The organism is Streptomyces sp. NPDC002868, assembly GCF_055563295.1.
In genome coordinates, this window is the sequence record NZ_JBVHDR010000029.1 from 13,913 (window position 1) to 36,526 (window position 22,614).

Genomic DNA, 22,614 nt, shown 5'->3' on the forward strand with positions numbered 1-22,614 from the left:
GTGGTGCTCAGCCGTCTGTCGTGCCGAACGCCAGGCGCACGAGGTCGTCGACCTCCATGCCGGCTATGGCGTCGGAGGCGGCGTCGGCCTCGGTTGGGGATGGTCCGGTGCGTGCCAGCGCCAGCAGGGCGTCGAGCAGGCCGGCTTGCCGCAGCCGCGCGACAGGGACCGTGGCCAGTGCCTCGCGTACCGCCGCCTCGTCCTGCGGTGTCTCGTCCTTCGGTATCTGTTGGCCGGGGATGAGTTCCGCGCACAGGCGGTCGGCGAGGGCCAGCGGGGTGGGGTGGTCGAACACGAGCGTGGCCGGCAGCGGGGCTCCGGTCGCGGTGCCGAGCCGGTTGCGCAGCTCGACCGCGGTCAACGAGTCGAAGCCGAGGTCCTTGAACGACTGCTCGTCGCCGACCTCTGCCGCGGAGGCATGGCCGAGTACGGCGGCGACCTGGGTACGCACCACGTCGAGTACGGCCTGGTGTGCGTCGTCGCGGTCCAACGCCGCGAGCGTACGGGCCAGCATGTCGGCCGAGCCCGGCCCGGCCGATGCTGCCGGGCCCGCCGCCGTACGACGGTTGGCAGTCCGGACGAGGCCGCTCAGCAGCTGCGGTACGGGTCCGCCGGAACTCAGAGCGCGGGTGTCGACCACCATCGGCAGCAGGACTGCCTCGGGTCGGCCGAGCGCCGCGTCGAACAGGGCCAGCCCGCGGTCCGTGGGCAGCGCGGGCAGGCCCGCGCGTGCCATCCGGCGCAGGTCTGTTTCGGTGAGCCCGCTGGTCATGCCGGTCGTCTGGGACCACGGGCCCCAGGCGAGCGACGTGGCGGGCAGCCCGGCAGCCCTGCGCTCTGCGGCGAAGATGTCGCAGAAGGCATTGGCGGCGGCGTAGTTGGCCTGGCCGGGAGCGCCGAACACACCGGCGGTCGAGGAGAAGACGATGAACGCGGCCAGGTCCGCGTGGCGGGTGAGGTCGTGCAGATGGGCCGTGGCGTCGGTCTTGGGCCTCAGGACCGCGCGCAGCCGCTGCGGTGTGAGCGACGCGACGACGGTGTCGTCGAGCACGCCCGCCGTGTGTACGACCGCGGTGAGCGGATGCTGCTTCGGTACGGAGTCGAGCAGGCTTCGCAGGGCGTCCCGGTCCGCGGTGTCGCACGCGGTGACAGTGATGTCGGCGCCGAGGGCGGCCAGTTCGTCCAGCAGTTCGTCGGCCCCGGGCGCCTGCGGGCCCCGACGGCTGGCAAGCATGAGACGGCGTACCCCGTGCTCGGCCACCAGATGCCGGGCCACCAGCGCGCCCAGACCACCTGTACCGCCGGTGATCAGTACCGTCCCCTCCGGGTCGAGCGCGACCGGCATCGTGAGGACGACCTTGCCGACGTTCTTGGCCTGACTGAGGTGACGGAACGCCTCAGGAGCCTTCCGCACATCCCACGCCGTCACCGGCAACGGCTCCAGCACACCCCGCTCGAACAGATCGCGTACCTGGGCGAACATCTCCTTGATCCGGTCGGGCCCCGCCTCGATCAGGTCGAACGCCTGGTAGCGCACGCCGACATGGTCAGCGGCCACCTTCCCGGGCTCGCGAATGTCGGTCTTGCCCATTTCCAGGAACCGGCCGCCTCTCGGCAGCAATCGCAGTGACGCGTCAACGAACTCCCGCGCCAGGGAGTCCAGCACCACATCCATGCCCCGGCCACCGGTCACCTCCAGGAACGACCGCTCGAAGTCCAGATCACGCGACGACGCAATATGCGACCCATCCAGACCCGACCCCCGCAGCGTCCCCCACTTGCCCGGACTCGCGGTGCCGAACACCTCCGCACCGAGATGCCGCGCCAGCTGCACCGCGGCCATACCAACCCCGCCCGCGGCGGCGTGAATCAGCACCGATTCGCCGGCCTGCAACCTGCCCAAGTCCACCAGCGCGTAGTACGCCGTCAGGAACACCACCGGCGCAGCAGCTGCCTGCGCGAACGACCATCCCTCCGGGATACGGATGACGGTGCGTTCGTCGGCCACCGCCACCGGCCCGAACGCATGCGGGAACAACCCCATCACCCGGTCACCCGGGGCAAAACCGACGACACCGGGGCCCGTCTCGGTGACCACGCCCGCACCTTCCAGACCGAAGGCTCCCGCGTCACCCGGATACATACCGAGGACGTTCAGCACATCACGGAAGTTCACCCCGGCAGCCCGTACCGCGATCCGTACCTCACCCCGCTCCAGCGGCCTCGCCGCCTCCCCGTGCGGAACGAGGGCGAGGTGATCGAGCATGCCTTTCCCGGTCATGCCGAGACACCAGAAGGCCCCTTCGCCGGGTTCGCGCAGCCCGCTGCCGGGAGGGATCGCGGCGACGCGCGGCAGGTGCACGGTGCCGCCCCGGACGGCGAATTGGGGCTCCTCCGTCGCGAGCGCCGCAGGAAGCACGGCGTACGAGGCGTCCTGGTCGTCGATGTCGGCGAGGACGAAGCGGCCGGGGTGCTCGGACTGCGCGGAGCGCACCAGGCCCCAGATCGAGGCGGCCGCGGGATCGTGGTGGGTCGTGCCGGGGGCGTTCACGGCCCCCCGGGTGAGGAGGACGAGCCGGGCCGAGGCGGGTCGGTCCGCCAGCCATCCCTGGACCAGTGCCAGTGCGCCGGTCGCCGCCTCGTGGGGGTCGGAGGCGGAAAGCTCCACGAGGACGGTGCCGCTGTTCCGGTCGAGGTCGGCCGGACTGGTCAGCCGGGTCACGGGCACGCCCGCGCCGTCCAGGTCGGCGGCGAGTCCCTCGCTGTCCAAGACGACGATCCGCGCCGGCTTCCCGGCAGACGTCGCGTCCACCGGGGCCGAGGGCCAGTCGAGTTGATAGAGGGGGTCGGAGGCCTTTGCGGCGACCGCGATTCGGTCGGGCGAGACCTCACGCAGTGTCAGTGCCTCGACTTCGGCAACGGACCGGCCGTCGGCGTCGGCGAGAACCAGGGACACGGTGTCGGTTGCGGACAGGTCGATGCAAATCCGCAGCTGAGTCGCCCCGGTTGCGTGGATCTCCACCCCCCGCCAGGAGAACGGGAGCCGTCCGGCGGCTGTGTCCTGCATCGGCAGGAACGTGGTCGCGTGCAGAGCGGCGTCGAGCAACGCCGGGTGCAGCGCGAAGCGGCTCGCGTCCTGCCGTGCCTCCTCGGGCAGGGCCACCTCGGCGTGGACCTGGTCGCCGTGCCGCCAGGCGGCACGCAGCCCTTGGAAGAGGGGCCCGTAGTCGAATCCGCCCGCGCTCAGCCGCTCGTAGACGTCCTCCACCGCAAGCGGTACGGAGCCGGTGGGGGGCCATATGGGCAGGACGGGCTCGGCGGGCTCGGCGGGCTCGGGAGTGGCGGCGGTGAGCATGCCTGTTGCGTGCAGCGTCCACGGCTCGTGGGGGTCCGTCTCGGCGTCGCGTGCGTGGACGGTGAACGGCCGGTGGCCCGAGCCGTCGTCGGCGCCGAGAACTGCCTGCAGGGCCATCGCGCCCTGCGCGGGGAGGATCAGAGGGCTGACCAGGGTCAGGTCCTCGACGCGGCGGCAGCCCGCACGGTCTCCTGCCAGGACGGCGAGTTCGAGAAAGGCTGTGCCGGGGACGACGACGGTGCCTGCCAGGGCGTGGTCGGCGAGCCACGGCTGGTCGCGTACCGAGAGCCGGCTGGTGAACAGATGGCGCCCGTCGGTGAGTTCGACGGTGGCGCCGAGCAGCGGGTGATCTGCCGGGGCGAGTCCCGCAGCGCCGAGGTCGCCCGAGGCGGCGCCGGGAGTCGGCCAGTAGCGCTGCCGCTGGAAGGGGTAGGTGGGCAGGTCGACGGCTGTACGTCCCGGATGCACGTTGTTTCCCGGGTGCGCGTTGGCGACGGCGGACCAGTCGAGGTCCGCGCCGTGGACGTACGCGTGGGCGAAGCCGTCGAGCAGCGAGCGGGACTCGGATGCCCGGTCGCGGACGAGCGGGATGACCGCCGTGCCGGTGGCACCGGAGGGCAGGCAGGCGGCGGCCATGGCGGAGAGGGTGCCGTCGGGGCCGATTTCGATGTACCGCTGCACGCCTTTCCCGGCGAGCAGGCGTACGCCGTCGTGGAACCGGACGGCCTGCCGGACATGCCGTACCCAGTAGTCGGCGCGGTCCAGCTCGGTGGCGACCTCACCGGTCAGATCGGACACGACCGGGATGCGCGGCTCGTGGTACGTCACCGCCTCGGCGACCGTGCGGAACCTGTCGAGCATCGGGTCCATGTGCGGTGAGTGGAACGCGTGGCTGACCTGGAGCCGCTTGGTCCTGCGGCCCTCGGCGGCCAGCCGTTCGGCGATCTCTGTCACGGCGCTCTCGTCACCGGAGATCACGACGGAGTCCGGTGTGTTGACGGCGGCGACACAAACCTGCTGCTCGCGCCCTTCCAGCAGCGGCAGCACGTCGGCCTCCGTCGCCTGGAGCGCGACCATGGCCCCGTTCGCCGGGAGCGCCTGCATGAGACGGCCACGGGCCGCGACGAGGGCGCACCCATCAGCCAGGGAGAACACGTCGGCGATGTGCGCGGCGGCGAGCTCGCCGATGGAGTGGCCGAGCAGGTAGTCGGCGCGCAGGCCGGCGGACTCGGCGAGGCGGTGGAGTGCGACCTCCATGGTGAACAGTGCGGGTTGGGTGTACGCGGTCCGGTGGAGCAGTCCGTCGGTGTCGTGGAACATGACGTCGCGCAGCGGCCGGTCGAGGTGGTCGGCGAAGTGTCCGCAGATCTCGTCGAGGGCTTCGGCGAACACCGGGAAGGAGCTGTGCAGTTCGCGGCCCATGCCCGGACGCTGGGCGCCCTGCCCGGTGAAGAGGAAGGCGGTGCGGGCGCCGGGCCGGACCACGCCCTCAACGGCCCCGTCCGCCGTCTTCTCGCCGGCGGCGAGTGCGTCCAGGGCAGCGTGGAGCGTCGCATCTGTGGTGCCGTAGGCGACTGCGCGGTGCTCGAAGGACGCCCGGGTGGTGGCCAGGGCGTGGCCGATGGCCGCGGCAGGCAGATACTCGTGGTGTCCGGCGTGGGTGCGTAGTGCCTCGGCGAGGGAGCGGAGGGCGTCGGGGCTGCGCGCGGACAGCGGCCATACGACAGGCAGTTGGACGGTGTCGGTATCCTCCCGCGGGCCTGCGGGCCGCTCGGCGGCGGGCTGCCCGCCGTCGACCGGTTCTGCCGCCTCTGCCAACTCCGCTGGTTCCGGGGCCTGTTCGAGGATGATGTGGGCGTTGGTGCCGCTGAAGCCGAACGAGGACACACCGGCCCGCCGGGGGCGCCCCTGCTCGGGCCAGGCGACAGGGGCCGCCAGCAGTTCGACGGCGCCTTCCTCCCACTCCACATGCGACGAGGGCGCGTCCACGTGCAGCGTCTGCGGCAGCAGGCCGCGGCCCATGGCCAGCACCATCTTGATCACGCCGGCGACCCCGGCCGCGGCCTGGGTGTGCCCGATGTTCGACTTCACAGAGCCGAGCCACAGCGGCCGTTCCTCGTCGCGTCCCTGACCGTAGGTGGCGAGGAGCGCCTGCGCCTCGATCGGGTCGCCGAGGGTGGTCCCGGTGCCATGTGCCTCGACGGCGTCGACATCGCCGGTGGAGAGCCGGGCGTCGGCGAGCGCCTCTCGGATCACTCGCTGCTGGGAGGGGCCGTTGGGCGCCGTGAGACCGTTGCTCGCGCCATCGGAGTTGATCGCGCTGCCGCGTACGACGGCCAGCACCGGATGCCCGTTGCGCCGGGCGTCCGACAGCCGCTCGACCAGCAGCATGCCCGCGCCCTCGCCCCAGCCGGTGCCGTCGGCACCGTCGGCGAACGCCTTGCAGCGGCCGTCGGCGGACAGTCCGCGCTGGCGGCTGAACTCCAGGAACGCCGCGGGGGTCGACATCACGGTGACACCACCCGCCAGCGCGAGCGAGCACTCCCCAGCCTGGAGGGCGCGTACGGCCCAATGCAGAGCGACAAGAGAGGAGGAGCAGGCGGTGTCCACGGTCACGGCAGGCCCTTCGAGGCCGAAGGAGTAGGCGATCCGGCCTGAGACGACGCTCGCCGCGTTGCCCGTTCCCAGGTAACCACCCACGCTCTCGGCGGCGTTGCCCAGGACGGTGGTGTAGTCCTGCCCGTTGGTGCCGGCGAATACGGCCGTTCGGCTGCCGCGAAGGGACAGCGGGTCGATACCGGCCCGCTCGAACGCCTCCCAGCAGACCTCGAGCAGAATCCGCTGCTGCGGATCCATGGCCAGTGCCTCGCGTGGCGAGATGCCGAAGAAGCCCGCGTCGAAGCGGTCGACGCCGGTGAGGAAGCCGCCCTTGCGGGTGTACGTCGTGCCCTCGTGCTCCGGGTCGGGGTCGTACAGGGCTTCGGTGTCCCAGCCTCGGTCGTCGGGGAACTCGCCGATGGCGTCGCCCCCGGAGGCCAGAAACTCCCAGAACTGGTCCGGTGTCCGGACGCCGCCCGGGAAGCGGCAGCTCATCGCGACGATTGCGACGGGCTCGCCCGCGGCCGTGCGGTCGGGTCCGGAAGCCGCGGATGTGCGGCCGGTTTCGAGCAGTTCCTCGAGCAGGTAGGAAGCGACGGCCGATGGCGTGGGGTGGTCGAAGGCGAGCGTGGCCGACAGCCGCAGCCCGGTGCGCCGGCCGAGTGCGTTGCGCAGTTCGAGGGAGGTCAGCGAGTCGAGGCCGAGATCGCCGAAGGCGCGGCGTGCGTCGACCCGGCCTGCCGAGGTGTGGCCGAGCACGGTGGCGATCTCGGTGCGTACGAGGTCGAGGACCGCGGCGTCGCGCTCTGTCCGGGGAAGGGCGGCCAGCGAGCGGGCCGTCGAGGACTCGGCGCCCGCGCCCGATCCGGCCGCCGGGGCGGCGGTCCGCCTGGCGGGCCGGCCGGCGAGCCCCCGGAGCAGGGCGGGAACCTCCGGGCGCCGCCTGCGTATCGCGGCGACGTCGAGCCGGACGGGGACGGGTGCCACCTGGTCCAGGGCCAGACAGCGGTCGAGGAGTGCGAGCGCCGCCTCGGTGGGCAGGGCACTGATCCCGCCGCGGTCCATCCGCCGCCGGTCCGCCTCGTCCAGACGGGCGCTCATCTCGCTGCGCTCCGCCCACATGCCCCAGCCGATCGCCACTGCCGGGCGGCCTTCGGCGCGGCGCCGGTGGGCGAGCGCCTCCAGGAAGGCGTTGGCGGCCGCGTAGTTGCCCTGGCCCGGGCCGCCGAACGTGGCAGCGGCCGAGGAGAACAGTACGAAGGCCGACAGGTCGAGGTGGCGGGTGAGCCGGTCGAGGTTGACCGCGGCATCGGCTTTGGGGCGCAGTACGGTGGCGATGCGCTCGGCGGTGAGGGAGGAGATCACGCCGTCGTCGAGCACTCCGGCGGCGTGCACGACCGCGCCCAACGGGTGCTCTTCGGGGACGGTGGCCAGCAGGTCGGCCAGGGCTCCGCGGTCGGCGACATCGCACGCGGCGATGGTGACCCGGGCTCCCAGTTCACGGAGTTCCGCGCCCAGTTGTTCGGCGCCCGGCGCCGCTGCCCCCCGTCTGCCGGCGAGCAGCAGGTGCCGTACGCCGTGTGCCGTGACCAGGTGCCTCGTCACGGCGGCGCCCACGGTTCCGGTGGCGCCCGTCACCAGGACGGTGCGGTGCGCTTCGAAGGTTGCCCTGGCCGCGGATTTGGCGGGCGTGGGTTCCGCGGGCGCGTGGTCCTCGGGCGCGGGTTCCGCGGAAGGCGCGGGCAGCCGGGCGAGGCGGGCGCCCATGACGCGCTCTGCGCGGACGGCGATCTGTGTCTCCCCCGTGCGCACCGCGTCGGCGACCGCCGCGCCGGGCGTGTCGTCCCCGTCGGTGTCCACCAGGACGAACCGGTCGGGGTTCTCCGACTGCGCGGAGCGCACCAGGCCCCACACGGCCGCGGCGGGGAGGTCCCGTACGGTCTCGCCCGGACCGGTGGCGACGGCGCCCCGGGTGAGCAGGACCAGACGTGAGTCGGCGAGGCTCGGGCGGCCGAGCCAGCTCTGGAGCAGCGCGAGCGCGTCCGCCACCGCCTCGCGCGCGGCGTCGGCCGGTTCGTCGGATTCCGCTGTCCGCCATGGCACGACGACGATGTCGGGGACGCCGTCGCCCTCTTCCACGGCCGTGGTAAGAGCGTCCAGTTGGGCGTGGAGCGGGCTCACTTCCGTGCCGGACCCGAGGGCTTTCCGGCCGAGGACGGTGAGCGTGTACGGCGGCTGCCGCGACGCACCCGGGGAGGGCGCCGGAACCTCGGTCCACTCGACGGTGAAGAGGTCGTTCCGGCCGGCGGATGTCTGCGGCAGTTCGGCCTCGGTGACGGGCACGAGCGTGACGGAGCCGATCGAGGCGACAGGATCGCCGAGCTCGTCGGCGAGGTACACGTCCACGCCGCCGTCATCGGCGGATACGAGCCGGGCGCGCACCGATTCGGCGGCTACCGCGTACAGCGCGCAGTCGCGCCAGGACACGGCGACTGCACCGGGGTGCCCCGCCGCCGGGAGTGCCTGGAGCACTGCGTCGAGCAGCGCCGGGTGCAGTGCGAACCGGGCCGCGTCGCCGCGGTATGCCTCGGGCAGCTCGGCCTCGGCGAACACCGTGTCACCGCGCCGCCATACGCTCCGCAGCCCGTCGGACGCGGGGCTGTTGGGGGACTCGCTGCCTTCCCGCGCCGCGCGGAACACGTCCAGGTCCACGGGCCGGGCGTCGGCAGGAGGCCAGCTACCGAGGTCGTGGGCGGGCCGCTGCGGCGCATGCGGGGTGAGCACGCCGTGGGCGTGCCGTGTCCACGCCGCCTCGCCGTCCTGCCCGGCGGTGGGGCGGGAGTGCACGGTGAGTGTGCGGTGTCCGTCCTGCTCCACAGGGGCGGCGAGCACCACCTGGATCTCTACGGCGGACGTCTCGTGCACTACGAGGGGGGCGTCCACGGTCAGTTCGGCAAGGTGGTCGCAGCCGGCGAGGGCGCCGAGGTGGATGGCGAGGTCGAGGTACGCGCTCGTGGGGAGCACGACGCCGCCGTCGACAGCCCGGTCGGCGAGCCAGGGGTGTGTGGACAGTGAGAGGCGTCCGGTGGAGACGACGGCACTGCTGTCCGCCAGTGTGACGGCCATCGGGAGCAGCGGGTGTTCTCCCTGGCGCGGTGCTGCGGCCGCCTCGGGGTCCAGCCAGTAGCGCTCGCGCTGGAAGGCATAGGTGGGCAGGTCGACGTGGTCCGCGCCGGGGAAGAGCCGGACCCAGTCGGGACTCGCGCCGCGCGTGTGCAGCGCGCTCAGGGCGGCTACGACGCTGCGGGCCTCGTCCCTGTTCTTGCGCAGGGCGGGTACGAGGAGGTGGTCGGTGTCCGCGTCGAGGCAACCCTGAGCCATCGCGGTGAGGGTGGTGTCGGGGCCGAGTTCGAGGAAGCGGGTGACCCCGTGCTGTTCCAGCCACCGGATGCCATCCGCGAACCGTACGGCCTGGCGCACGTGCCGTACCCAGTAGTCGGCGGTCCCCAGGTCGGTGGCCGGCTCTCCGGTCACGTTGGAGATGACCGGCACACGTGGCTGACGGAACGTTACGCCCTCGACGATCGCGCGGAATTCGGCAAGCATGGGTTCCATCAGCGGGGAGTGGAAGGCATGGCTCACCCGTAGCCGCTTCGCCTTGCCGCCCTGCTCTTCGAAGCGCCGGACGAGCGGTGCGAGAGCGTCCTCCTCACCGGCCACGACGGTCGTCCCCGGCCCGTTCACCGCGGCGACGCTCAGCCGGTCGCCGGTGTCGGCGCCGGCCAGCAGCGCCAGCACATCGGCTTCGCCGGCTCGCAAGGAGAACATCGCGCCCCCGGCCGGAAGCGCCTGCATCAGCCTTCCGCGGGCCGCCACGAGCCGGCAGGAGTCCTCCAGCGAGAGCACCCCGGCGGCGTGCGCGGCGGCCAGCTCACCGATGGAGTGGCCGAGCAGGAAGTCGGGCTGGAGGCCCCAGGACTCGACAAGCCGGAAGAGCGCCACCTCGAAGGCGAAGAGCGCGGGCTGCGTGAAGCCGGTCCGGTCCAGAACGTCCGCGTCCTTACCGAAGACGACGTCCCGGAGCGGTTGTCGCAGCTCTGCTTCAAGGTGGGCGCAGAGCTCGTCGAAGGCTTCCGCGAAGGCGGGGAACGCCTGGTGGAGGCCGCGGCCCATGCCGAGTCGCTGCGCGCCCTGGCCCGCGAAGAGGAACGCCGTCCTGCCGCGGTCCGCCGTCCCCCGGATCAGGCCGGTGTCGTCACCCTGCGCGAACTGGGCGAGGCCGCACAGCAGTTCCTCGCGGTCCTCGCCCAGTACAGCCGCGCGGTACTCGAAGGCGGTACGGGTGCTGGCCAGCGAAGAGCCAATGTCCGCGGGGCCGACGGTCTCGGGCAGGTCCCCGACATGGGCCAGCAGACGCGCTGCCTGGGCCCGGAGGGCCGGCTCGCTGCGGGCGGAGAGCACCCAGGGCACCACGGGAAGCGGTGCCACCGTGCTCGGGGCCGGGGCGGTGAGCTCCCCGGACCGGTCGGTCGCCGCCGCCGTGTCGGAGCCGGCATCTTCCCACTCCGTTCCAACGGGCGGGGCCTGTTCGATCACGGCGTGGGCGTTCGTACCGCTGACCCCGAAGGCCGAGACCCCGGCGCGCCGCGGCCGGCCGGTGTCCGGCCAGTCCACCGCTTCGGTGAGCAGCCGGACGTTCCCTTCGGACCAGTCGACATGCGTGGACGGCCGCTCGGCGTGCAGCGTGCGCGGCAGCACGCCGTGCTGCATCGCCTGCACCATCTTGATGACTCCGGCGACACCGGCCGCGGCCTGCGTGTGACCGACGTTGGACTTGACCGAGCCGAGCCACAGCGGCCGGCCGGCTTCCCGCTCCTGGCCGTAGGTGGCGAGGAGCGCTTGCGCTTCGATCGGGTCGCCGAGGGTGGTACCGGTGCCGTGCGCCTCCACGGCGTCCACATCGGATGCGGTGAGGCCCGCGGCGGCCAGTGCCGCCCGGATGACCCGCTGTTGGGACGGCCCGTTGGGGGCGGTCAGGCCGCTGCTCGCCCCGTCCTGGTTGACGGCGGTGCCCCGTACGAGACCGAGCACGGTGTGGCCGTTGCGCTGGGCGTCGGAGAGCCGTTCGAGCAGCAGGATGCCGGCCCCCTCGCCCCAGCCCGTGCCGTCGGAGCTGTCGGAGAACGCCTTGCACCGGCCGTCGGCGGAGAGTCCGCGCTGCCTGCTGAACTCCAGGAACGTGACCGGCGTGGACATCACCGTCACGCCTCCGGCGAGGGCGAGGGTGCACTCACCCTGGCGCAGTGCGTTGCAGGCCAGGTGCAGGGCGACCAGCGACGACGAGCAGGCGGTGTCCACCGTCACCGCCGGGCCTTCGAGGCCGAAGGTGTACGCGACGCGGCCCGAGGCGATACTGGCCGCGCTGCCGTTGCCCAGGTGCCCTTCGAGGCCGGCGGGCGGCTGGGTGAACCGGGAGCCGTAGTCGTTGTACATGACGCCGACGAAGACGCCGGTGGGGCTGCCCTTGAGCGCCTGTCGCCGAAGACCTGCCCGTTCGAACGCCTCCCAGGACGTTTCGAGGAGGAGGCGCTGCTGCGGGTCGGTCGCCAGCGCCTCGCGGGGCGACATGGCGAAGAAGTCCGGGTCGAAGTCGGCGGCGTCGTGGAGGAATCCGCCTTCCCGGGTGTAGCAGGTGCCGGGGTTGGCGGGGTCCGGGTGGTACAGCGACTCGACGTCCCAGCCGCGGTCCTGTGGGAAGGGCGTGATGCCGTCGGTGCCGTCGGCGACCAGCTTCCAGAGGTCTTCGGGCGAGCGTACCTGGCCGGGGTACCGGCAGCTCATGGCCACGATCGCGATGGGCTCGCGTTCGCGGGCCTCCATCTCGCGCAGACGCTTGCCGGTGCGGTGCAGATCCGCGGTCACCCGCTTCAGATAGTCGCGGAGCTTTCCCTCGCTCACGGCTCAGCTCCCTTCCCAGGACCGCACTTGGCGAACCGGCCTGCCTCACGCTGGCGACCACGACGGCTCGAATCCTTCGCTCACTGATCGCATTCTGTGGGCGTCGACCGGCCCTTCGGGGCGGCGGCCGGTGACTCTAAGAGAACCCCTAGGACGAGGTCGGCCTGCCTCGACCGGCGATTCCCTAGAGTTCCTCCGCCGCGCTGGCTCGCTGCGTGCTCTTCGTGCTGGGGTGAGGGCCGATCGGCCTGTGGCCCGAACAACGCGCCACCGCAGGGCCGTAGGAGAGGGGAGGCATGAAGGTGCCGCAGGAAACATCCGATGCCGTACGCGAGGAGTCCTCGCCGATGACGGCACTCGACGTCACGGCGCCACCGGAGATCGATCTGGACGGAGGCGCCTCACTGCTCGCGTGGCTCCGCCGGATGCGGGACGAGCAGCCGGTGTGGCGGGACGACAAGGGCAATGTCCATGTCTTCCGGCACCGGGACATCCAGCGGATCGTCTCCCAGCCCGCCGCGTTCTCCTCCGACACGGTGACGTCGCTGTCGGGCGGCGAGCGTGAACCTCCGGGCGGCACGCTGCTCCTGCTCGACCCTCCTCGGCACGGGAAGATGCGCCGCCTGGTCAGCCAGGCGTTCACGGCGAAGATGATCAGCGATCTCACACCGCAGATCACCGATGTGGCGACAGGCCTGGTCGACGACATCGACTCGGACCGCTTCGACCTGGTGGAGGCGCTGGCCAACCCGCTGCCCGTCATCGTGATCGCCTCGATGCTGGGGGTGCCGATCTCCGACCGGCATCTCTTCCAGGGCTGGGCGGACGACCTGCTGACGATCGACCCCACTGCCCCGGACGGCCCTGCCGCCTTCGGCCGGCTGGTCGGGGAGCTGGACGCGTATCTGCGCGCGCATGTCACGGCCCGCCGCCGCGCACCCCACGACGATCTCATCGGCACCCTGGTACGCGCCGAGGTGGACGGCGAGCGGCTCAACGACGACGACGTGGTGAGCTTCGCCGCGCTCCTGCTGCTCGCCGGGCATGTCACCACATCCGTGCTGCTCGGCAATATGCTCCTCAGCCTGAACACCGAGCCGCAGCGCTGGGGCGAACTTCGGACCGACCGTTCGCAGATCCCGGCCTACATCGAGGAAGTGCTGCGCTGCCGCCCCCCGTTCCTGAAGATCGAGCGGGTGCCGACCGCGGACACGGAGATCGCTGGGGTGCCGGTCGCCGCGAACACGATGATGCATCTGTGGCTGCTGTCGGCCAACCGCGACGAGCGGGTCTTCGACGATCCGGACCGCTTCGTGCCGCTCCGGCCGAACGCCCGTCAGGTGGCTTTCGGCCACGGCATCCACTACTGCCTGGGCGCTCCGCTCGCCCGGCTTGAGGGGCGGATCGCGCTCAACCTGATGCTCGACCGGTTCTCCGCGGTCCGGCTGGACCGCGACGCGCAACTTTCCTACTACGAGAACAGGGTCAACGTCTTCGGTCTGCGGCGACTGCCCCTGGCGTCCCAGCGGGCGTGACCCCGCCGCCCCGGGTCCGGGGCGCACAGTCACGCGCGGCCGCTGTCCCCATCCCAGTCGGAGGAGTCATGGTTTCCGAGCCTGCTCAGGATCCCGCCTACATACCCAAGACACCGGTGGTCCCCTACAAGCGCACCTGCCCGTTCGATCCGGCAGCCGAGTACAGCCGGCTGCGCGAGGAGGATCCGATCAGCCCGGTGTCGTTCGACCTGTCACCGGGCCGCAAGGACGGGTGGCTGATCACGCGGCACGAACATGTGCGGCAGATCATGACCGACCACCGGTTCAGCCACCGCAACGAGCTGCTGGCGCTGGTGCACTCGCCGCCCTTCGAGGTGGAGAACTACGATCCGCAGCCGTCCGCGCCGGGCAACTTCGTCCGCATGGACGCACCGGACCACACCCGTTACCGGCGGCTGCTGACGGGCTTCTTCACCGTCCGCAGAATCCAGGAGTACGAGCCCAGACTCGAAGCGATCATCGACGGCGTGCTGGACGAGATGGCGGAGATGGAACCGCCCGTCGACCTGGTCAAGGCGTTCGCTCTGAAGATCCCGGCCAGGTCGACCTGCTCGGTCATGGGCGTATCGGAGAGCGACCTGGTCACTCTGGCCGAGCACTTCGATGTGATCATGCGCATCGACTACACCCTCGAAGAGTTCATCCACCACAACACGGGTCTGAACACGACTCTGGAACGGATGATGCGCGAGCGGTTCGCCGCCGAGCCGGGTGACGACCTCCTGAGCCGGCTCATCGCCACCGGCGAACTGACCGAGGAGGAGATGGCGAACATCGCGTGGATCGCCATCGGCGGGGCCCTGGACACCACGCCGAACATGCTGGCGCTGGGTACGTTCGCGCTGCTCGAGCATCCCGAAGAGCTGGCCAAGCTGCGGGCGAATCCGGAGCTGATGGGCAGCGGGGTGGAGGAGTTGCTGCGCTATCTGACCATCTCTCACTTCGGAGCGAGCCGGACGGCGCTGGAGGACGTCGAGATCGACGGCGTGAAGATCGAAAAGGGACAGACGGTGGTGCTGTCCCTTCCGTCGGCGAACCGCGACGCCGAGTACTTCGAGGACGCGGACACGCTCGATGTGACCCGCCCCGCGCGCAGACACCTGGCTTTCGGCTTCGGTATCCACCAGTGCCTGGGGCAGCACCTGGCGCGGGCGACCCTGCGAATCGCGTTCCAGAAGCTCTTCGACCGGTTCCCCGATCTGAGACTGACGGTACCGGCGTCACAGGTGCCGCTCCGGGAGAAGGCCATGCACTACGGCGTGTACGAACTGCCGGTGACCTGGGGGTAGTTCCCGTCCGACAGGCCCCGTTCATGCGGCCGCCCCCTCACCGATCGGTGGGGGGCGGCCGCATGAACGGCCCCTTCGCGCGGGGCCGTTCCGTTCCCCGGTCAGGCCTTCACGACCCTCCGAGCTCGTTCTCGATGAAGTCGAACAGCTCGTCGTCCGACGCCTTCTCCAGCCTGTTCTCCAGCCTGTTCTCCGGCCCCGGATCCTGGTCCTCGGACAGGCTGTCGAGCCGGGCCATGAGCCCCTGCAGCCGACTGCGCAGCGACGCCCTGGCCTCCGTATCGTCCATGATCGGTTCGATCTGCGCCTCCCACGCGTCGAGCCGGTCGAGCACCGAGCCGTTGCCCAGCTGCTCCTCCACCGCGGGTGCCAGCCTGCCGAGCAAGTGGTCGGCCAGTCCGGTGGGTTCCGGGTAGTCGAACAGCAGAGTCGCGGGCAGCCTGGTCCCGGTCACGGTGCCGAGCCGATTGCGCAGCTCGACCGCGGTCAGCGAGTCGAAGCCCAGCTCCAGGAAGCCGCGGTCGGGGTCGACCGCGTCTGCCGAGGCATGCCCCAGGACCAGAGCGGCCTGGCTCAGGACGGCATCGAGCACCGTCTGGCGCCGGTCCGCTTCCGGCAGCCCGGCGAGCCGGGTGCCGAGCTGCTCGGCTTCCGCAGCGGGGGCCGGACGGCCGGCAGAGGACCGGGGCAGTTTCCGCGCCAGCGACCGCAGCAGATGCGGAACGTCTCCGGCAGCGGCACGCAGCACCGCCATGTCGAGCCTGGCCGGGGCAAGGAACGGCTCGCCCGTGGCGAGCGCGGCATCGAGCAGAGCCAGTGCCTGGTCCGACGGCATGGGACGAACGCCGCCCCTGGCCATCCGGTGGAGGTCGGCCTCGTCCAGTTTGGTGGTCATGCCGCTGCGCTCGGCCCACAGGCCCCAGGCAAGGGACACGGCAGGCCGGCCCGCCGCCCGCCTGGCGTGGGCGAAGGCGTCGAGGAAGGCATTGGCCGCCGCGTAGTTGCCCTGGCCGACCCCGCCGAAGGTTCCGGCGAGAGAGGAGAACAGGACGAAAGCCTCCAGGTCGAGGTCGCGCGTCAGCTCGTCCAGGTGGAGTACGGCGTCGGCCTTGGCACGCAGCACCGCGTCCATGCGCTCCGCGGTCAGCGAGCCGATGACGCCGTCGTCGAGGACGCCCGCGGTGTGGACCACGGCGGTGAGCGGACTCTCGGGGGATACGGAGGCCAGCAGCCGGGCGGTCTCGGCCCGGTCGGCGACGTCGCAGGCGGCGAGTTCGACGTTCGCGCCCAGCTCGCTCAGTTCCTTCTCCAGTTCGCGCATCCCTGCGGCCTCTGGCCCTCTGCGGCTGGCGAGCAGTAGGTTCCGCACGCCGTGCGCCGTCACCAGGTGACGGGCGACGAGGCGGCCGAGCAGGCCACTGGCCCCGGTGATGAGCACCGTGCCTCCGGCGCCGACCGCACCGAGGCCCCCGAACGGCTCGGCCGCCGGGGCCCGTACCAGGCGCGGCACACTGGCGGCACCCTCGCGCAAAGCGATCTCGGGTTCACCGGTCGCCAGGGCGGCGGACAGCGAGGCGACGGACTGGGCCGTTCCGTCGTGGTCGAGGAGGGCGAAACGGCCCGGGTTCTCGGCCTTGGCGGTGCGGATCAGGCCCCAGACGGCGGACTGCGGCAGCCCGGGCACAGCGGCGCCGGTCATGGTCGCCACGGCGTTCTGGGTGCACATCACGAGCCGCGACCCGCTGAATCTGTCGTCCTGGAGCCATGCCTTGGCGACGTCCAGTGCGTGGTGCACGGCCCGGCGGGTGGCCTCGGCCGTGTCGCCCTGGGCCTGCGGGCAGTTGACGAGCACCGTTGCGGGCACCGGGGCCCCGGCGGTGACGGCCTCGGCCAGTTCGGCCAGGTCCTCGTACCGGCCGCCGTCGGCGTCGGGCACGTGCGGTACGGCACCGATGCCGACCACCGCGTACGGCTCGCGCGCGCTGCCGGCCAGCGGCAGTTCCTCCCACTCCATCCGGTACAGGCTGTCGGATTTCGGTCCGGCGGCGGCCAGCACCGCGGGGTCGACCGGCCGCAGTACGAGCGCCGGTATCGCGGCGAGCCAGGCACCCGACGCGTCCGCCAGCTGCACGCCGAAGGTGTCCTCTTGCTGCCGGACGAGGTGGACCCGCAGGGTGTCCGGGCTCGCGGCCGGCGCCGCGGTGACCTGCCGGAAGCTGAACGGCAGCACGGCGCGTTGCGTGTCGGGTGCGGCAAGCGCGACCGTGTGCAGAGCGGCGTCCAGCAGCGCCGGGTGGAGGACGAAGCCTGCCTCATGGTGCTGCTGGGGCAGTGTCACTTCGGCGAACACCTCGTCGCCCTTGCGCCAGGCGGCGCGCAGGCCGCGGAAGGCCGGTCCGTAGGCGAAGCCGTTCGCGGCCGTCCGCTCGTACAGGTCCGATACGTCGACCGGGTCCGCGCCCGGCGGGGGCCAGGCGCTGAGATCGGCGAGGGCCTGGGCCTCGGGCGGGCCCTCGGCCAGGGTGCCGTCGGCGTGCCGGGTCCAGGGGGTGTCCTCCTGGTCCGCGCGTGTCGCGGGTCGCGAGTGCACGCTGACCGTGCGCCGGCCCGCCTCGTCCGCGTCACCGACGGTGAGTTGGAGCTGTACCGTGCCGTCCTCCGGCAGCACGAGCGGGGTCTCGATCGTGAACTCCTCGACGTGGCCGGCGCCGATCCGTTCGCATGCCTGCAGCGCCAACTCCAGGAAACCCGTGCCGGGGAAGAGCAGTGTGCCGTCCACAGCGTGGTCGGCCAGCCATGGCTGGCGCCCTACGGAGAGCACTCCGTTGAACAGGGCGCCGTCGGAACCGGCGAGCGGCACGGCCGCCCCGAGCAGCGGATGGCCCGCCGCTTCCAGTCCCGCGGCCAACATGTCCTCCAGGTTCGCGGCGGCCTCCAGCCAGTACCGCTGCCGCTGGAACGGGTACGTCGGCAGCAGCACGCGCCGGGCGCCCGAGTGCTCGAAATAGGCGTCCCAGTCAGGGCCGTGGTCCCGCAGATGCAGATGGGCCAGCGCCGTGGTGACCGACTCCGGCTCGCCCTGGTCGCGGCGCAGCAGGGCGACGAGCGCGACCCCGTCCGCTGTCAGGCACTCGTCCGCCATGGCCGTGAGCACCCCGGAGCCGAGCTCCACGAATGTCGTCGCACCCATCTCTTCCAGGGTCCGGGTCCCGTCGTGGAACCGGACGGCCTGACGCACGTGGCGCACCCAGTAGTCGGGGCTGCACAGCTCGTCCGTGGTGGCCTGGCGCCCCGTGACGTTGGAAATGACCGGCACAGTAGGCGGCTCGTAGCTCAACTCGGCTGCGACGGCCGCGAACTCGTCGAGCATCGCGTCCATGTGGGCCGAGTGGAAAGCGTGGCTGACGCGCAGACGCTTGGTCCTGTGTCCCGCGGCGGCCAGTTGGCGGGCGACCTCGGTGACGGCGTCCTCGTCACCGCTGATGACGGTGGCGGCCGGTCCGTTGAGGGCCGCGATCACCACCCCGCCCTCGTACGGTTCGAGGAGCGGCAGCACGTCCTCCTCGGCGGCCTGCACGGACACCATGGCGCCGCCGGCCGGCAGGGCCTGCATCAGCCGGCCGCGTGCGGCGACCAGGCGGCAGGCGTCGTCCAGGGACAGCACCCCCGCGACATGCGCCGCGGCGAGTTCGCCGATCGAGTGGCCGAGCAGCACGTCCGGGCGCACCCCGTAGCTTTCGAGCAGCCGGAAGAGGGCGACTTCGAGGGCGAAGAGACCGGCCTGGGTGTACACGGTCCGGTCGAGCAGGTCCGCCTCGGGCGTACCGGGCTCGGCGAACAGCACGTCGCGCAGCGGCCGGTCGAGGTGGGTGTCAAGGTGCGCGCAGGCCGCGTCGAGAGCGTCGGCGAAGGCGTCGAAGGTCGCGTACAGGCTCCGACCGGTCTCCGCTCGCTGTGATCCCTGCCCGGGGAAGAGGAAGGCCAGCTTGCCGGGGCGGGCGCGGTCCACGGAGGCCCGCGGGTGCTCGTGGCCTTCGGCGAACGCCCTGAGCGCGTCGGTCAGTTCGGCAAAACCCGTACCGAGGATCGCTGCCCGGTCCTCGAACCCGGCGCGCGAGGTGGCCAGAGACATGGCTATGTCGGCAGGCGCGAGGCCCTCGTTGTGCGTGATGTGCTCCAGCAGCCGCTGGGCCTGTGCCCGCAGCGCCGTGGCACCGCGCGCGGACAGCAGCCAGGGGACGACGGTTGCCGAGGCGGACCGCTCCGGAGTACAAGGCGGCGGCGTCCCGCCGGACTCGGTGACATCCGGCTCGGGCTCCTCGAGGATCACATGCGCGTTCGTACCGCTGATACCGAAGGCGGAGACCCCGGCTCTGCGCGGGCCGTTGCCCGACGTCCACTCCTGCCGCTCGTTCAGCAGCCGCACATTCCCCGCCGACCAGTCGATGTGCGGTGACGGCTGCTCGGCGTGGAGCGTGCGCGGGAGTACGCCGTGCTGCAAGGCCTGCACCATCTTGATCACCCCTGCGACGCCGGCCGCCGCCTGGGTGTGCCCGATGTTCGACTTGATCGCGCCGAGCCACAACGGGCGGCCCTCGGGCCGTCCTTGACCGTAAGTGGCGATGATCGCCTGGGCCTCGATCGGGTCGCCGAGCTGCGTGCCGGTACCGTGCGCCTCGACGACGTCGACGTCCCATGTCGACAGTCCCGCGTTGGCCAATGCCTGCCGGATGACGCGCTGTTGGGACGGCCCGTTGGGTGCCGTCAGGCCGTTGGACGCGCCGTCCTGGTTGACGGCCGTGCCCTTGACGACGGCCAGCACCGGGTGTCCGAGCCTGCGTGCCTCGGACAGCCGCTCCAGCAGGACGACGCCGACACCCTCTGCCCAGCCGGCGCCGTCGGCGTCCGCCGAGAACGCCTTGCAGCGCCCGTCGGGGGCGAGCGCCCGCTGCCTGCTGAACTCGATGAAGGTCTGCGGGGTCGAGATCACCGTCACGCCGGCCGCCAGTGCGAGCGTGCACTCGCCGGACCGCAGGGCCTGGGTCGCCAGATGCAGCGCGACCAGCGACGACGAGCACGCCGTGTCCACCGTGACGGCCGGTCCCTCCAGCCCGAAGGTGTACGCGATACGGCCGGAGGCGACGCTGCTCGCGCTGCCCGTGGCCAGATATCCCTCCAGGCCTTCCGGCGCCGTGTGCGCCCGGGAACCGTAGTCGTTGTAGTTCGAACCGACGAAGACCCCGGCCTCGGTGCCGCGGAGCATGACCGGGTCGATCCCCGCCCGTTCGATCGCCTCCCAGGAGGTTTCCAGAAGGAGCCGCTGCTGAGGATCGATCGCGACCGCCTCGCGCGGCGAGATCCCGAAGAACGCTGGATCGAAGTGGTCCGCGTCGTAGAGGAACCCGCCGTCGCGAGCGTAGAAGGTGCCGGGCTTGTCGGGGTCCGGGTCGTAGAGCCGCTCGATGTCCCAGCCCCGGTTGGTGGGGAAGCCCGAGATGGCATCGGCGCCCTCGTCGAGCAGCCGCCACAGCTCCTCGGGCGAGTCGGCCTTCCCCGGATAGCGGCAGCTCATCCCGACGATGACGACCGGATCATCGTCCATCGAGACGACAGGTGCGGTCGGATCCACGATCTCTGGCGTCGTCCCGAAGAGTCCGTCATACAGGAACGCCGTGAGCGCGTCCGCCGTCGGATGGTCGAAGACCAGCGTGACGGGCAGCCGGAGCCAGGTTGCCTCGGAGAGCCGGTTGCGCAACTCCACGGCGGTGAGCGAGTCGTAGCCCAGTTCGCGGAACGCCCGGTCGGCGGGGATCGCGTCAGGCCGGTCGTAACCGAGTACGGCGGCGGCCGCCTTCCGTACGTCGTCCAGCAGCGCCGCACGGCGCTCGGTGGGCGACAGTTCGCGCAGGCGGACGACGAACGGCGGTGCGTCGTCCCGCACAGCAGCCTCCTTGGTCCCGCCGCTGTCCGTAGCCTGGGCCTCGGGCAGCTCGCGCAGGGCGGCCACCAGCCGGGCTGTGGCCTTTTGCCAGTCGACGTCCGCGACGATCAGGAACGTCTCGTCTTCGTCCAGGGCGGTCTGCAGGGCGGCGATGGCCAGGTCGGGATCCATCGGCGGCACCCCGTCACGACGGAACCGCTGTGCCAGCTCTTCGTCCACCATGCCGCCGCCGCTCCAGGCGCCCCAGGCGATCGAGGTCGCGGGAAGGCCCTCGGCGCGGCGCTGAAGGGCGAGCGCGTCCAGGTACGCGTTCGCCGCCGCGTAACTGCCCTGTCCGGGACCGCCGAGCGTGCCCGCCATGGAGGAGAACAGGACGAACGCGGACAGGTCCAGGTGCCGTGTCGCCTCGTGCAGCGCGAGCGCGGCACCCGCCTTGGGCCCCAGTACGCCCTGGGCCCGGTCCGGGGTGAGCATGTCGATCACACCGTCATCGATGACTCCGGCGGTGTGCACCACAGCCGTGAGCGGCTGGTCCTCGGGCAGACTCCCGACGAGCGCCTCCACCGCCGCGCGGTCGGCGACGTCGCACGCCACCACGGTGGCACTCGCCCCGAGTTCCGCCAGTTCCCCGACCAGCACAGAGGCGTCCGGCGCCGCGGAGCCTCGACGGCTGACGAGTACGAGATGCTCGGCGCCGTTGCGGGCGAGCCAGCGGGCGACGTGCCCGCCCAGTGCGCCCGTGCCACCGGTGACCAGGACGGTGCCGTGGGGGCGCCAGCCCTCGCCGGCCGGCCGGTCTCCCGTGAGCGACCGCAGCATCCTGCGGGCGAAGACCCCGGAAGCACGCAACGCCACTTGGTCCTCGCCCAAGTCCTGCGCCAGCAGCGCGACCAGCCGTCGCCCGGCCCGTTCGTCCAGCTCGCTCGGCAGGTCGACGAGGCCGCCCCACCGCTGCGGGTACTCGAAGGCCGCGATCCTGCCGAGCCCCCACGCCATCGCCTGCATCGGGTGGTCGAGGGCATCGGCACGGTTGACCGACACCCCACCACGGGTCGCGCACCACAGCGGGGCGTCGATCCCGGCGTCACCGAGAGCCTGCAGAAGTGACGTCATCAGGACCAGACCTGCGGGAAGTGAGTCCGTGGCGGTCCACGGCTGTTCCTCCAGGGCCACGAGGGACAGCACTCCGGTGATCGTGTCGGCCGTCTCGGCCTCGGCCCGCAGCCGGGTGGCGAGCCATTCCCGGCCGGAGTCCGCTGTGCCGACGATCAGGGTCCTGGTGCGCGCGGCGCCCGACCGGAGCGCGCGGACGGCGTCCTGGACGAGGTGGGTGTCCTGGTGGCCTTCGGGGACGACGACCAGCCAGGTGCCGTCCAGGCTGGTACGCGCGGGCTCCGGCTGGGGGCGCCACGCGATGGAGTAGCGCCATCCGTCGACCGTGCTCCGTTGCTGCCGCTGTCTGCGCCACAGCGAGAGCGCGGGCAGGAGCTCCCGCAGCGCGCGCCGGTCGGACAGGCCCAACGTCCCCGCCAGACCTTCCAGGTCTTCGCGTTCGACGGTGTCCCAGAATCCGGCGTCAACGAATCCCGAAGTGGCCGTCTCGGCCGTGGACTTGCGTGACTCCAGCCAGTAACGCCGGTGCTGGAAGGCGTAGGTGGGCAGGTCCACGACCCGGGGCCGGTGCGCGGCGAACGCCGGTGACCAGTCGACCTCCACGCCGTGCACGAACAGGTCGCCCAGCGAGGTGTAGAACCGGGCCATGCCGCCGTCGTCTCGGCGCAGGGTGCCGGTCACGACCGCTTCGGCGCCAGCGGCCTCGACCGTCTCCTGCACCGGCACCGTAAGGACGGGATGCGGGCTGACCTCGACGAACACCCGGTGGTCCTCGGCCAGCAGGGTGCGGAGTGCGGGCTCCAA

General features: G+C 71.8%; 4 protein-coding genes. 2 read left to right on the top strand and 2 right to left on the bottom strand.

The features are described 5' to 3' along the window. Positions 1–7 precede the first annotated feature (7 nt). Positions 8–11,911, bottom strand: a complete 11,904-nt coding sequence (locus ACZ3H8_RS37575) for an SDR family NAD(P)-dependent oxidoreductase (RefSeq protein WP_467409461.1) — start codon at positions 11,909–11,911, stop codon at positions 8–10. Between the two features lie 296 nt (positions 11,912–12,207). Here ACZ3H8_RS37575 and ACZ3H8_RS37580 point away from each other — a divergent pair, with 296 nt between their 5' ends. Further along, a complete protein-coding gene (locus ACZ3H8_RS37580; RefSeq protein ID WP_467409463.1) occupies positions 12,208–13,446 on the top strand; it encodes a cytochrome P450 in 1,239 nt (412 codons plus the stop codon). Positions 13,447–13,514: 68 nt separating this feature from the next. Continuing rightward, positions 13,515–14,756 (top strand): cytochrome P450, encoded by a 1,242-nt coding sequence (locus ACZ3H8_RS37585; RefSeq protein WP_467409465.1) that lies wholly within the window; start codon positions 13,515–13,517, stop codon positions 14,754–14,756. Positions 14,757–14,865: 109 nt separating this feature from the next. Here the strand turns inward: ACZ3H8_RS37585 and ACZ3H8_RS37590 are convergent. Then, positions 14,866–22,614 (bottom strand): SDR family NAD(P)-dependent oxidoreductase (locus tag ACZ3H8_RS37590; protein WP_467409467.1); only part of this gene is annotated, 7,749 nt, incomplete at its 5' end.